The 12950-nt window shown below is 72.2% G+C and carries 16 protein-coding genes and 1 pseudogene; 8 read left to right on the forward strand and 9 right to left on the reverse strand.

The features are described 5' to 3' along the window. Positions 1–4 precede the first annotated feature (4 nt). Together BLU20_RS01145 and BLU20_RS01150 are read right to left on the reverse strand one after the other, a co-directional pair. Positions 5–655, reverse strand: coding sequence for a thymidine kinase (locus BLU20_RS01145; protein ID WP_231959250.1), 651 nt, complete (start codon positions 653–655; stop codon positions 5–7). Between the two features lie 33 nt (positions 656–688). Beyond that, a complete protein-coding gene (locus BLU20_RS01150; protein WP_083371269.1) occupies positions 689–1684 on the reverse strand; it encodes a pirin family protein in 996 nt (331 codons plus the stop codon). Positions 1685–1760: 76 nt separating this feature from the next. Here BLU20_RS01150 and arsB point away from each other — a divergent pair, with 76 nt between their 5' ends. From arsB to BLU20_RS01175, 5 genes are read left to right on the forward strand one after another with little or no spacing between them, the layout of a single operon-like run. Continuing rightward, a complete protein-coding gene (gene arsB, locus BLU20_RS01155; RefSeq protein WP_083371270.1) occupies positions 1761–2891 on the forward strand; it encodes an ACR3 family arsenite efflux transporter in 1131 nt (376 codons plus the stop codon). After that, positions 2888–3889, forward strand: a complete 1002-nt coding sequence (locus tag BLU20_RS01160; RefSeq protein ID WP_083371271.1) for a metalloregulator ArsR/SmtB family transcription factor — start codon at positions 2888–2890, stop codon at positions 3887–3889. Before arsB ends, BLU20_RS01160 begins: the two co-directional genes overlap by 4 nt. 46 nt (positions 3890–3935) lie before the next feature. After that, positions 3936–4373 carry an arsenate reductase ArsC gene (locus BLU20_RS01165; RefSeq protein ID WP_029251698.1) on the forward strand — a complete coding sequence of 146 codons (438 nt, stop codon included), beginning with the start codon at positions 3936–3938 and terminating at the stop codon, positions 4371–4373. A 30-nt stretch (positions 4374–4403) separates the two neighbouring features. Then, positions 4404–6062: an MFS transporter gene (locus BLU20_RS01170; protein ID WP_083371272.1), complete on the forward strand. Its 1659-nt coding sequence runs from the start codon at positions 4404–4406 to the stop codon at positions 6060–6062. 9 nt (positions 6063–6071) lie between these two features. After that, positions 6072–6368 carry a DUF1905 domain-containing protein gene (locus BLU20_RS01175; RefSeq protein ID WP_157270222.1) on the forward strand — a complete coding sequence of 99 codons (297 nt, stop codon included), beginning with the start codon at positions 6072–6074 and terminating at the stop codon, positions 6366–6368. 25 nt (positions 6369–6393) lie between these two features. On the opposite strand, the gene rpmF is transcribed toward BLU20_RS01175, so the two are convergent. The 6 genes and pseudogenes from rpmF to rpmB form a co-directional block, all read right to left on the reverse strand. Further along, positions 6394–6561: a 50S ribosomal protein L32 gene (gene rpmF / locus BLU20_RS01180; protein ID WP_083371273.1), complete on the reverse strand. Its 168-nt coding sequence runs from the start codon at positions 6559–6561 to the stop codon at positions 6394–6396. 13 nt (positions 6562–6574) lie between these two features. Then, positions 6575–6697, reverse strand: a complete 123-nt coding sequence (gene ykgO / locus BLU20_RS01185; RefSeq protein ID WP_029251695.1) for a type B 50S ribosomal protein L36 — start codon at positions 6695–6697, stop codon at positions 6575–6577. Then, positions 6694–6990, reverse strand: a complete 297-nt coding sequence (locus BLU20_RS01190) for a type B 50S ribosomal protein L31 (RefSeq protein ID WP_029251694.1) — start codon at positions 6988–6990, stop codon at positions 6694–6696. The genes ykgO and BLU20_RS01190 overlap by 4 nt, the downstream gene beginning before the upstream one ends. 16 nt (positions 6991–7006) lie before the next feature. Beyond that, positions 7007–7312, reverse strand: coding sequence for a 30S ribosomal protein S14 (gene rpsN / locus BLU20_RS01195; RefSeq protein ID WP_083371274.1), 306 nt, complete (start codon positions 7310–7312; stop codon positions 7007–7009). Beyond that, the gene (gene rpmG, locus BLU20_RS01200; protein WP_029251692.1) at positions 7312–7479 is read right to left on the reverse strand and encodes a 50S ribosomal protein L33; all 168 of its coding nucleotides are present in this window, start codon (positions 7477–7479) and stop codon (positions 7312–7314) included. The genes rpsN and rpmG overlap by 1 nt, the downstream gene beginning before the upstream one ends. Beyond that, positions 7479–7700, reverse strand: a pseudogene (gene rpmB, locus BLU20_RS01205) (50S ribosomal protein L28); the annotation flags it as partial. The gene rpmG and the pseudogene rpmB, both read right to left, overlap by 1 nt. Positions 7701–7814: 114 nt before the next feature. On the opposite strand from rpmB, the gene BLU20_RS01210 reads away from it, so the two are divergent. The 3 genes from BLU20_RS01210 to BLU20_RS01220 all read left to right on the forward strand — a co-directional run bounded on the left by BLU20_RS01210 (position 7815) and on the right by BLU20_RS01220 (position 12467). Then, positions 7815–8945 carry a GTP-binding protein gene (locus BLU20_RS01210; RefSeq protein WP_231959251.1) on the forward strand — a complete coding sequence of 377 codons (1131 nt, stop codon included), beginning with the start codon at positions 7815–7817 and terminating at the stop codon, positions 8943–8945. Between the two features lie 111 nt (positions 8946–9056). Further along, entirely contained in the window at positions 9057–11309 is a 2253-nt protein-coding gene (locus tag BLU20_RS01215; protein WP_083371276.1) for a SpoIIE family protein phosphatase, read from the forward strand. Positions 11310–11399: 90 nt separating this feature from the next. Then, complete coding sequence (locus BLU20_RS01220) at positions 11400–12467, forward strand: PQQ-dependent sugar dehydrogenase (RefSeq protein ID WP_083371277.1); 1068 nt, start codon at positions 11400–11402, stop codon at positions 12465–12467. Between the two features lie 27 nt (positions 12468–12494). On the opposite strand, the gene BLU20_RS01225 is transcribed toward BLU20_RS01220, so the two are convergent. Further along, positions 12495–12941, reverse strand: coding sequence for an ATP-binding protein (locus BLU20_RS01225; protein ID WP_052366726.1), 447 nt, complete (start codon positions 12939–12941; stop codon positions 12495–12497). Positions 12942–12950: the final 9 nt, after the last annotated feature.

A 12950-nucleotide genomic window follows, 5' to 3' on the forward strand; every position in this document is an offset into this window, starting at 1 on the left:
TCTGCTACTCCGCGGCGTCGGCCGACGCGCGGACGACACCGGCCGTGCCCGTGACGATCGCGGTCTCCGGCAGGACGAAGCAGCGGCGGCACAGCGCCTCGTAGGTGAACGTGCCGTCGTCGGGCAGCGGCTCCGAGGCGCCGAGCCGGTCGAGGAACGGCAGCCCGCCGCTGAGGACCTGGGTGAACGCGGCGTGCAGGTCCTGGCAGCGGTCGCAGACCGCTCGACGGTAGCGGACCTCGGTGGGACCGAGCTCGAGCAGGGCACGGACGGTGGCGAAGAGCTCGCCGCGATGGTCGAGGTCGATCCCGCACGCCAGCACACGGGTGCCGCGCAGCACCAGCTCCTCGACGACACGCACGTCGGCGGGCGCGAACATGTGGACCTCGTCGATCGCGACGACGTCCTCGTCCGTGTCGAGCAGCGGGCGCAGGGAGTCGAGCTTGACCGTGGGCACCGAGGCGCCGGTCCGCGAGACGATCCGGGCGTCGCGCACGTGCCGGGCCGACTGCACGACGGCGCAGCTCAGCCGCGAGTAGGCGAGCGGCGCCATCTGCGCGATCAGGTCCAGGGACTTGCCCGACTTCATCGGTCCGAGCACCAGGGACAGCTCCACCCGGACCTCCGCACGTCGTGCGGCGAGCCGTGCGCCCACCGCCACGAAAGCCTAACCCTGACCGGACGAGTGTCAGGGGGTGGACGGTCTCCGTCGGGGCCGCAGACGGACGTCCGGGATCGACGGCGCGGGCAGGGCGGGGGCCGGGAATCCCTCGACGTGCCCGAATCGCCCGTCGGGGCCGCCCCGCTCCCAGTCCGCGCGCGCCCGGGCGACGTCCTCGTGCGAGCGGCCGACAAAGTTCCACCACATGACGATCTCCTCGTCGAACGGCTCTCCGCCGATCAGCACGGCGCGTACCGGCGCGTCGGGGCCGGCCGTCACCCGCAGCGTGGGATGCCCGGGCGCCACGTACCCGAGTGCGCCGACGGGTACGGCGGTCCCGGCCAGGCCGGCGTCGCCTGCGTCGACGAGGAGTCCGTGCTCGTGGTCGACGTCGACCTCGAGGTCCACCGTCGCGCCGGGTGCGAGGTCGATCTGCGCACCGACGAGCGGGGTGAACGCGGTCGCCGCGGAGGCGAGGCGCTGCCCGTGGACGCCGAGGCTGCCGATCATGACCTGGACGCGAGCGCCGTCGACCTCGATGGCCGGGAGGTCTGCGTGGTGCTCGAACGACGGGCCGACGTCGAGGGCGTGCCCGGGCAGCGCCGTCCAGAGCTGGACACCGTGCAGGGTGTCCGGCCGGGTCGCGGGCGAGGCCTCGGAGTGCGAGATCCCGAATCCGGCAGTCATCAGGTTGAGCTCGCCCGGCCGGACGCGCTGGAGCGAGCCGAGGGAGTCTCGGTGCTCGATCTCGCCCTCGAACAGCCAGGTGACCGTCTGCAGCCCGGTGTGCGGGTGCGGGGGGACCTGCATCCCGGCGGAGAGGGAGACGTCGCTGGGCCCGTAGTGGTCGGCGAAGCACCAGGCACCGACGAGCGAGCGCCGACGCTGCGGGATGGTCCGTCGGACGGACATCGCGCGAGGGCCTCCGAGGGGAACCTCGCGGGCGGCCAGGATCTCGACCCCGGGCGGGTGAGAGCCCGCCGCGCAGGTCTCGGTGTCCGGGCGCGCCTCGAGGTTCGTCATGTGACGAGGCTAGGACGTTCTCGCACAGGTGGCCCGCTCGCTTGACCCTTGAATCGAGATCCGTCAATATAGAAGTATGTCTATACAGCAGGCGCAGCGCCCCCACCTCTCGACCCTCGACCGCTGGCTCCCGCTCTGGATCGGCCTCGCGATGGTCGGCGGCATCCTGATCGGCCGCTTCATCCCGGGCCTCTCGGACGCGCTCGCGGCCATGGAGGTCGGCGGGATCTCGATCCCCACCGCGCTCGGCCTGCTGATCATGATGTACCCCGTCCTCGCGAAGGTGCGGTACGACAAGGTCGCCTCGGTCACCGGGGACAAGAAGCTCTTGACCAGCTCGCTCGTCCTCAACTGGGTGGTCGGCCCCGCGCTGATGTTCACGCTCGCCTGGCTGTTCCTGCCCGACCTGCCGGAGTACCGCACCGGCCTGATCATCGTGGGCCTGGCACGGTGCATCGCGATGGTCGTGATCTGGAACGACCTCGCCTGCGGCGACCGCGAGGCCGCCGCCATCCTCGTTGCCATCAACTCGGTCTTCCAGGTCTTCGCCTTCTCGGTCCTGGGCTACTTCTACCTCACCGTGCTGCCCGGCTGGCTGGGCCTCGACACGGCCGGGCTCGACATCTCCATGGGTGAGATCGCGCTCAACGTCCTCGTGTTCCTCGGGATACCGCTGATCGCGGGATTCCTCTCGCGCCGGATCGGCGAGCGCGCCAAGGGTCGCGAGTGGTACGAGGAGACGTTCCTGCCGAAGATCGGCCCGTGGGCCCTGTACGGGCTGCTGTTCACGATCGTCCTGCTCTTCGCCCTCCAGGGCGAGGCCGTGACCTCGAACCCGACGGACGTCGCCCGGATCGCGCTGCCCCTGCTGTGCTACTTCGCGATCATGTGGGGCATCGGCATGGTCACCGGGAAGCTCCTCGGCCTCGGGTACGCCCGGACCACGACGCTCGCGTTCACCGCCGCCGGCAACAACTTCGAGCTCGCGATCGCCGTGGCGATCGGGACCTTCGGCGCCACGTCCGGCGAGGCGCTCGCCGGCGTCGTCGGACCGCTGATCGAGGTCCCGGTGCTCGTCGGCCTCGTCTACGTGAGCCTCTGGCTCGCACCGCGCTGGTTCGGCGTCGACCCGTACGCACAGCCCGTCGTCGAACCGGACAGCAGCACGTCACCAGCAGCCTCCATCCCGACGAAGGACCGGTCATGACCACCGAGACCACCGAGCCCGCCGAGGCCTGCACGCCGCAGACCGACTCCCACGCCATCGGCACCGACGTCGCCGCCGTGGTCGCCACCACGCTCAAGGCGCTCGCCGACCCCCTCCGACTGCGGATCCTGTCGTTCATCGCGACCACCCCGTCGGGCGAGGCGTGCGTCTGCGACCTCAGCGCCCTGACCGACGTCTCCCAGCCCACGGTGTCCCACCACCTCAAGGTGATGCGCGACGTCGGTGTGCTGACCTCGGAGCGACGCGGGACCTGGGTCTGGTACCGGATCAACAGCGAGTACCGCGGCGCCGTCAGCACGCTCCTCGACTCGTTCGCACCGGCCGCGCTCGCCGGCCAGGCCCCGGCACGCACCATGACGGGGCTCACGGACACCGACGCCGCGCTCACCGCGCTGGCCGACCAGCTCGCAGAGACGTACGAGCACGTCGACGCCGACACCGCGCGCCGGATCGTCCGCGAGTCCTACACGGCGCTCGCGCGCACCGCCCGCATCTCGGTGCACCTGCTGACGCTGACCGAGCGGTTCGCCCGGCAGCGCCTCGCCGACGTGGAGCGCACCGAGGCCGCGACGGACACCCGCCCGCAGGTCCTGTTCCTGTGCGTCGCCAACGCGGGACGCTCGCAGCTCGCCGCGGCGCTCGTCCGGCACTACGTCGGCGACCGGGTCGTCGTGCGGTCCGCGGGCTCCACCCCCGCGAGCGAGGTCCACCCGGGCGTCCGGCCCGCGCTGGAGGCGCTCGACGCCGACGCACCCTTCCCGAAGCCGCTGACCGACGACGCCGTCCGCGCGTCCGACGTCGTCGTCACCATGGGCTGCGGCGACGTCTGCCCCGTCCTGCCGGGCAAGCGGTACGAGGACTGGGCCGTCGGCGACCCCGCACTGGCGTCACCCGCGGGCGTCGAGGCCATCCGCGACGAGATCGACGGTCACGTCCGCGCGCTGCTGGCCGATCTCCTGCCCGACTTCACCGCCTGACCACGCACTCCCGACCCTGTCAGAACCGACCCCACGGAGAACACACATGACCGCGAACGCCCAGAACCGACCGTCCGCACTCTTCGTCTGCGTCCACAACGCCGGCCGCTCCCAGATGGCCGCGGGCTTCCTCCGCGCGCTCTCCGGCGGCGCCGTCGAGGTACGCTCCGCAGGCTCCATGCCCGCCGACCAGATCAACCCGACCGCCGTCGAGGCGATGCTGGAGGTCGGCATCGACATCCGTGACGAGCAGCCGAAGGTGCTGACCACCGACGCCGTCCAGGCGTCCGACGCCGTCATCACCATGGGCTGCGGCGACGTCTGCCCCGTCTTCCCCGGCAAGCGCTACGAGGACTGGGCGCTCGAGGACCCGGCCGGTCAGGGGATCGAGGCCGTCCGCCCGATCCGCGACGAGATCCGCGGCCGCGTCCTCGCCCTGATCGAGCAGCTGGGCGTGACGCCCGTCACCGCGCAGGCGAACTGACGCGGTGTCGTCATCGCGTACGGTGAAGTCATGACGTCTTCACCGGCACGCGGTGGCGACCGACGGCGGTGGCTCGCCCTCGCCGTGGTGTCCGTCGCGGTCTCGCTCATCATCGTCGACGCGACCATCGTCAACGTCGCGATCCCCTCGATCGTCGCCGACCTCGGCATCGACTCGACCCAGGTCCAGTGGGTCCAGGAGTCGTACACGCTCGTCTTCGCGTCGCTCCTGCTCGTGTTCGGCGTCGCCGCCGACCGGTGGGGCCGACGTCGCACGATGCTGATCGGGATCGTCACCTTCGCCGCCGCCTCGCTGCTCGCGGCGCTCGCGCCCAGCGGTGCGGCGCTGATCGGCGCCCGACTCCTGCAGGGACTCGGCGGCGCGATGATCCTGCCGACGACGCTGTCGATCATCAACGCGACGTTCCGCGGCCGCGAGCGCGGCATCGCCTTTGCCGTCTGGGGATCGACGATCGGCGGGATGGCGGCCCTCGGCCCGCTGCTCGGCGGTTGGCTCACGGACTCGTTCTCCTGGCGCTGGGCGTTCGGCATCAACCCGCCGATCGCGGTGCTCATGGTCGTCGGTGCGCTCCTGTGGGTCGACGAGTCCCGGTCCGAGGGCGCGCGACGCACCGACCTGGTCTCGGCCGCGCTGTCTGTCGTGACGTTCGGCACGCTGGTCTTCGGCCTCATCGAGGGGCGCTCCCTCGGCTGGTGGACGACGCTCGACGGAGCCGCCGACTGGTGGCCGTTCGCCCTCTCCCCCGTGCCGGTCTCGCTGGCCGTCTCGGTGCTCTCGGCCGCGGCGTTCGTGCGTCGTGGACGACGGCGCGAGGCCCGCGGCCTGCCGACCCTGATCCCGTTCGAGCTCTTCACCATCACGTCGTTCCGCAACGGCAACGTGGCGGCGCTCGTGGTCTCGCTCGGCGAGTTCGGCCTCCTGCTCTCCCTGCCGATCTGGCTGCAGAACGTGCTCGGCTACGACGCGCTGCAGACCGGCTGGGTGCTCGTCGCGCTCGCGGGCGGGTCGTTCGTGGCGAGCGGCGCGGCCCAGGCTCTGACGCAGCGGATCGGCGCGGTGGCGACCGTCCGGGTCGGCATCGCGGCAGAGATCGTCGGTGTCGGCGGACTGGGGTTCGCGATCACGCCCGAGTCCACGTGGACGACCGTGGTGCCGTTCCTCTTCGTGTACGGGTTCGGTGTCGGTCTCGCGACCGCGCAGCTGACCGGTGTCGTCCTGCAGGACGTCCCGGTGGAGGAGTCGGGCGCCGCCTCGGGGACCCAGTCGACGTCGCGACAGATCGGCTCGGCGCTCGGAATCGCGATCCTCGGGACGGTGCTGTTCGCCGGGACCTCCGCGGACCTCGACGCACGCCTCGCCGACCAGGGCGTGCCGGCGGCACAACGGGACGAGGTGGTCAGCGCCGTCGTCGACAGCTCCGGCGGGGCGATCGCCGGACTCGCGGCCGACCCGGCGACGGCCGACGTCGCCGACGACGCCCGCGAGTCCCTGACGCGGGGCACCCAGTACTCGGCGTGGGCCGCGGCGGGGTTCCTCGTCCTCGGTCTTCTCGCGACCCTCTCGCTGGGGCGTCGCGAGGACGACGGGGAGAGGGACCCTGGCCAGGGCTCCGCGACGGACCGGACGACGGTCGAGGGCAAAGAGGCACCGCCGACGTCGACGCACTAGCGTCGCGGCATGGTGCACTTCACGTTCGCGTCCGAGGTCTTCCGGTGGAAGCCGGACCAGGCCTGGTACTTCGCCACCGTTCCCGAGGACGTGACGGACGCGATCCGCTCGCTCCCGCTGCCGCCGAAGGGGTTCGGGTCCGTCCGGGTCCGCGTCGAGGTCGGAGCCTCCCGCTGGGAGACGTCGCTCTTCCCGGACAGCGCCCGCGGTTGCTACCTCCTGCCCCTGAAGAAGGCCGTCCGGACCGCCGAGGAGCTCGACGAGGGGGCGACGGCGCACGTCACCCTGACGATCCGGGACGTCTGACCGCCCCGGACCGCCACCGTCGTCGTCAGCGCAGGTCGATCATGCCGTCCGTGACGGCGCGGACGAGGTGCGGCGGGACGAGCACCCGCTCCCCGTCAACGCTCACCGGGACGAGCGCGGGGACGTCTGCCCTCCACTGCGCCCGTCGGCTCCGGGTCCGCGACCGGGACTTCTTGCGCTTGGGAACTGCCATGGTGTCGGCCTCCTCAGCCCTGCCGCGCCTTCCAGCGCGGGTTCTGCCTGTTGATGACGTAGGTCTTGCCCCGGCGCCGCACGACCTTCGCGCCGGGCTTGTTCTTCAGAGAGCGCAGGGACGCGCGGACCTTCACCGGGCCGCGCCCGACGTCGCGGGGCCGGTCCCGTACCGGCGGTGGAACTTCTCGACCCGGCCGGCGGTGTCGACGACACGGTTCGCGCCGGTCCAGAAGGGGTGGCTGGCGCTGGACACGTCGACGTCGACGACGGGGTACGTGCGCCCGTCCTCCCACTCGACCGTGGCGAGCGGACGGTCCGGACCGGACGCCGTTCGCCCGGCGAGCGTCGACCGCGTCAGGAACGCGACGCCGGCGCTCGCGTCGCGGAAGACGACGGGTCCGTACTCGGGGTGGATGCTCTTCTTCATGCCGTTCTCCTCGGGTCTACCAGCTGGACTTGGTCACGCCGGGCAGCTCGCCGCGGTGGGCCATCTCCCGCAGACGGATGCGCGAGAGGCCGAACGCGCCGACGTACCCGCGCGGGCGACCGTCGACGACGTCGCGGTTGCGGACGCGCGTCCGGCTCGCGTCGCGGGGCTGGCGCTGCAGCTCGACGACGGCGGCGTGCCGCTCCTCCGGCGTGCTCGTCGGGGCGGAGACGACGCGCTTGAGCTCTGCGCGACGCTCGGCGTAGCGAGCGACGAGCTGGCGGCGGCGCTCGTCGGCGGTGATCTTGGAGGTCTTGGCCATCAGCGGGACTCCTTGAAGTCGACGTGCCGGCGTACGACGGGGTCGTACTTGCGCAGCACCATGCGGTCGGGGGTGGTGCGCCGGTTCTTGCGCGTGACGTAGGTGAAGCCCGTCCCGGCGGTGGAGACGAGCCGGATGATCGGGCGGAGCTCGGTCCGGGAGGCCATCAGACCTTCTCCCCTCGGGCACGGATCCGGGCGACGACGACGTCGATCCCGTCCCGGTCGATCGTCTTGATCCCGCGGGTGCTGACCCGCAGCGTCACCGTGCGGCCGAGCATGGGCACCCAGTACCTCTTCTTCTGGATGTTCGGGTCGAAGCGGCGCTTGGTCCGCACGTGGGAGTGCGAGATCGAGTGGCCGAACCCGGGGACGGTGCCGAGTACCTGTCAACGGGCGGACATGACCTTCCTTTCCGCCCGCGACGGGCGATGATTGAGAGGCGTTCTCATTTCGAGGTAGAGTGTTACAGAAACGAGAATCATTCTCAACCAGGAGGTCCTGTGCAGCCCCACCCGTCCACCGTCTCGCTCAGCGTCCTCGTCGCCGTCGATCCTGTGCTCCGCGAGACCGCCGCCGCGGCCCTGACGCTCGGCTCCTCCGACGTCGCCGTCGTCCGCCACGACCTCGGCGCCGACGGACACACACTCCGACGCGTCGTCGTCGACGCCACCGGGGTGGTCGAGGACGTCACGGCCGAGCTCGAGCACGCCTGTGTCTCCTGCAGCGTCCGCGAGGACGCGGTCCCGACTCTCGCGCGTCTCGCCGAGACCGGCCGCTGGGAGGCCCTGGTCCTCGCGCCGCCCGTCACGGCCGAGCCCCTTCCCGCATCACGAGCGCTGGCCACGCACACCCGGCCCGGCGGAGAGCTCGAGGGACTGCGCCTCAGCGCGACGGTCGCCGTCGTCGACCTCGACACTCTCGAGGACGACCTCCTCGGCGACGATCTCGTCGGCGAGCGACGCCTTGCCCTCACCCCCGACGACGATCGCCCGCTCGGCGAGGCGCTCGCCGCCCAGCTCGAGCAGGTCGACGTGGTGGTGACGACGGGCGACAACCCGACCGGTGCGGGGCTCGCGGACCGACTCCGCGCCCGGGACAGCCGCCGCCTGCGCGGGCTGCACGAGCTCGGCGTCGACGACCTCAGCTCCTGCCGGCACGACACCGTCGCCGCGGAACGCCGCGCCCACCCGCTCGGGGCGCGCAACCCGCACCGCACGGGCGCCGACCCGCGGGACCGCAGCTGGAGCCTCCTCCTGAGCTCCGACCGCCCCTTCCACCCCGAGCGCCTGCTCGCCCACATCGAGCACCTGGGCACGGGCCCCGTCCGCAGCCGAGGGGTCTTCCACGTCCCCGACCGACCCGACTCGATCTGCCTGTGGGACGGTGCCGGCGGGGCGCTCTGCGTCGCCGACCTCGGGTCCTGGGCCGAGGTCGCGGGAAACCGCAGCCCGGTGACCCGCATCCTCGTCGTCGGGGCCGGTGAACGGGCGGAGTCACGGCACACGCGGGACCGGATTCTCGACGCGTTCGGCGAGGCCCTGACCACCGGCATGGAGATGGCCGACGGCGGCGCTGCCTGGCTGGGCGAGCCCGACCTCCTGGAGCCGTGGCTCGGGTCGCGCAACCTCTGAACCGCCCGCGGGAACACCCGGTCGCGCTGCCGCACCCCTCCTGACGCAGGGAGCGCCTCGCACCCGTATCCTGGCACCTGCACGACGGGACGAACCAGGCAGGAGGGACGCGTGACCGAGCAGGGATTCCTTGCCCCGGACGAGATCGTCGACCTCGACAACTGCGCCCGCGAGCCGATCCACATCCCGGGCCGCGTCCAGCCGCGTGGTGCCCTCCTGGCCCTGCGCACGGACGACGGCGTCGTCACGCAGGCCTCCGAGAGCACCGCCGAGGTACTCGGTGTCGACGTCCGCGACGTCGTCGGCGGCACGCTCGCGAGTGCGATCGGCACGGACGCTGCCACCACGATCCTCGACCACGTCGCCCGCGTCGAGAACCCCCGGCTGCGCAACCCCGTCGACGTCGACATCGTCGTCCGGGGTAGCTCACGGAGGTTCGAGGTGGTCCTGCACCACGCACCGGACACCGAGACCGACGGACGACCACCGGTCCTCGTCGTCGAGGTCGAACCGTTCTCCAGCCCTCCCGAGCTGACCTATCGCTCCACGTTCGAGCCGGTGCGCGACGCGCTCGCCGAGCTCGACCGGGCGACGTCCCTGGCGGAGCTCTACGACGTCGCGGTGCGGCGGGTCCGCGAGCTGACCGGGTTCGACCGGGTGATGCTCTACCACTTCGACGCCGACTACAACGGCGAGGTCGTGGCCGAGGCCAGACGGGACGACCTCAACCCGTTCCTCGGACTGCACTACCCGGCGTCGGACATCCCGCCGCAGGCACGCGCGCTGTACGAGAAGAACTGGATCCGGCTGATCTCGGACATCGACTACGTCCCGTCCGAGATCGTCCCGACGGACGACCCGGTCACGGGCCGGCCGCTCGATCTGACGTACGGCAACCTTCGCAGCGTCTCGCCCATCCACGTCGAGTACCTGCAGAACATGGGTGTCGGCGCCTCGATGTCGATCTCGCTCCTGCGGGACGGTCGGCTCTGGGGCCTGATCGCGTGCCACCACTACTCCGGCACACACGCACCGCCGTACGCGGCACGTGCCGCCGCGGAGTTCCTGGGATCGACCCTCTCCGCCCGGCTCGTCAGGCAGGCCGAGGACGACCGCGCGTCGGCGGCCCGACGGTCCGCGGGTGTGCTCGCGGACCTCGTCTCGGCCACGCGCGACGACGACCTCCCCCTCACCGCGGCCCTCACCGGAGCCCCCGGCCTCCTCGACCTGATCCCCGCCGACGGGGCCTTCGTCATCGCCGAGGGCCGCCTGGCCAGCCTGGGCACCACGCCCGACGACGCGACGTGCACGGCCCTCGGTCGACGCATCGCCGATCTCGGCGTCGAGGTCCTGGTCACGCACCACCTGAAGCAGGACCACCCCGAGCTCGCCGAGCTCGTCCCCGGGTCCGCAGGACTCCTGGCCCTCCTGGTCCCGGGCGACGCGGTCGCGGTCTGGCTGCGCGAGGAGGTCGTGCAGAGCGTGGACTGGGGCGGCGACCCGCGGAACAAGGCCATCGCGCGCAGCGAGGGCGACTCCGTCCGCCTCTCGCCCCGCAAGTCGTTCGCCCGCTGGCGCGAGGTGGTCCGGGACAAGAGCGAGCCGTGGACCGACGACCAGGTCGACGTCGCGACGTCGCTGCGCTCCTACGTGGCCGAGGGCCTGCTGATGCGCGGTCGGCGCGACATCCGGGCCGCGTCGACACTGCAGCAGAGCCTGCTCCCCACGTCGCTGCCCGACGTCGAGGGGTGGTCGCTGGAGGCGGTCTACGAACCGTCCGGCGGCGGGCATGCCGGCGGCGACTGGTACGACGCCCTGCCGCTCGGCGACGGCCGCCTGGCCGCCGTCGTCGGAGACGTGACGGGTCACGGCCTGCCCGCGGCGGCCACGATGGGCCAGCTCCGCAACGCCTTGCGCGCGCTGCTCGTCACCGGCAGCTCCGCCGTCCAGGCCGTCTCGCAGGTCGACCACCTGCTGCGCACCACCCTGCCCGGCCAGGTCGCGACCCTCGTGGTCGCCGTCCTCGACCCGTCCACGGGCGAGGTCGAGTACGTCACGGCCGGGCACCCGCCGCCCGTGATGGTCGGCACCGACGGCGCGTTCGTCGGCGAGATCCTCGGCGCTCCGCCGCTCGGCGTCGGCCTCCGGGTCGAGGCGGTCGCCACCGCACAGGTGCCGCCCGGTGGCTCCCTCGTCCTCTTCAGCGACGGACTCGTCGAGCATCGCGACGAGTCGATCGTCGAGGCGCTCGAGCGCCTCCGCAGCGCGGCCGAGCACTCCGTCGACCCCGATCGTCTCGTGGCGACCGTGCGCGACCCCGAGTCGGACGACGACGCCACGGTGCTGGTGCTGCGGCGGCACTGACCGCCCGGCCGCCCCGCCGCTCGCCCGCCGACTGCGGTACCGGCGCGAGCCACCTATCGTGGGCGGACGGCCCCGCGATCAGGAGGACGCATGCGGACAGAGACCCGACGACGGACGTCGGCGCGGCTCGGACTCGCGGCGTTCCTCGTACTCGGCCCGCTCACGGCGTGCACCACGACCACGTCGGACGAGACCGCCACGCCGGACGGGACGGCCACGGGTGCGGCGACCGGCCTGCAGGCTCCGTGGTCCGTCACGTTCGTCGACGACGTCGCCCTCGTCAGCGAGCGGGACAGCGGGCGCATCCTCGAGGTGACGGAGGGCGGAGCCCGGACCGTCGTGACGGTCGACGGCGTCGTGCACGGCGGCGAGGGAGGCCTGCTCGGACTCGCGGTGGACGCGGAGCGGAACCTCTACGTCTACTCGACGGCCGCGGACGGCAACCGCATCCAGCGCTACCCCCTGACCGGGGATCCCGGCGCACTGGCCCTGGGTGAACGGACCACGCTCGTCGCCGAGATCCCCGCGGCGTCGAACCACAACGGCGGGCGCCTCGCGGTCGGCCCCGACGGGATGCTCTACGCCACCACGGGCGACGCCGGCGAGCCGGAGCGCGCCCAGGACCCGGCGTCCCTGGCGGGCAAGATCCTGCGCATGACACCCGACGGCGACGCCCCGGAGGACAACCCCGTCCCCGGCTCGTTGGTGTACAGCCTGGGGCACCGCAACGTCCAGGGGCTGGCCTGGTCCGACGACGGCACGATGTTCGCCACGGAGTTCGGCCAGAACACGTGGGACGAACTCAACGTCGTCACGGCGGGCGCGAACTACGGCTGGCCCGACGTCGAGGGGATCGCCGACGTCGAGGGCTTCGTCGACCCGGTCCAGCAGTGGGAGCCCGGGGAGGCCAGCCCGTCCGGGATGGCGCACCTCGACGGGACGCTCTACGTCGCAAACCTCGGCGGCGAGGTGCTGCGCGCCGTCCCGGTGGACGGCCCCGCAACGTCGAACGTGGTCGTCGACGACGAGGGTCGGCTCCGCGACGCCGTCGTGACGCCCGACGGCGAGCTCTGGGTGCTGACGAACAACACGGACGGACGCGGGACGCCGCGACCGGAGGACGACCAGATCATCGAGGTCGACGTCGACAGGTCGTAGGCCCACGTGCTCCGACGGGTGAGGGAGCTAGGCGGAAAGACTCGGCATCTTGGAGGACACGCTGAACTGTGCCCAGACGTGCTTGCCGGTGTCCGTCGCGTACCAGCCGAGCTGGTCGGCGAGCCGCGCGGCGAGCCGGAGACCGAACCCGCCACCACCGACGGGTCGCCCGTCGACGAACTGCGGCGCGACGTCGGGCGCACGGTCGACGACGTCGACGAGCACCTCACCGCTCCGCTCGGACAGATGGACGGAGACCGGGCCCCCGCCGTGCCGCAGCGCGTTGGTCGCGAGCTCGCTGACCACGAGCACCACGGACTCCGGTACCTCTTCCAGACTGGCTCCGGGACTCTGCGGCAGCGTCGACGCCAGATCCTGGCGGACGACGGCAAGGTCGTCGACGCTCAGGAGCGGCCACGAGCGCAACTCGCGGAAGCCCGCAGGAGTCGGGCCGAGTGTCATCGTCTGATCCACGCCTACCCC

Origin of the sequence: Paraoerskovia marina, from assembly GCF_900105445.1 — a bacterium.
GTDB lineage: Bacteria > Actinomycetota > Actinomycetes > Actinomycetales > Cellulomonadaceae > Paraoerskovia > Paraoerskovia marina.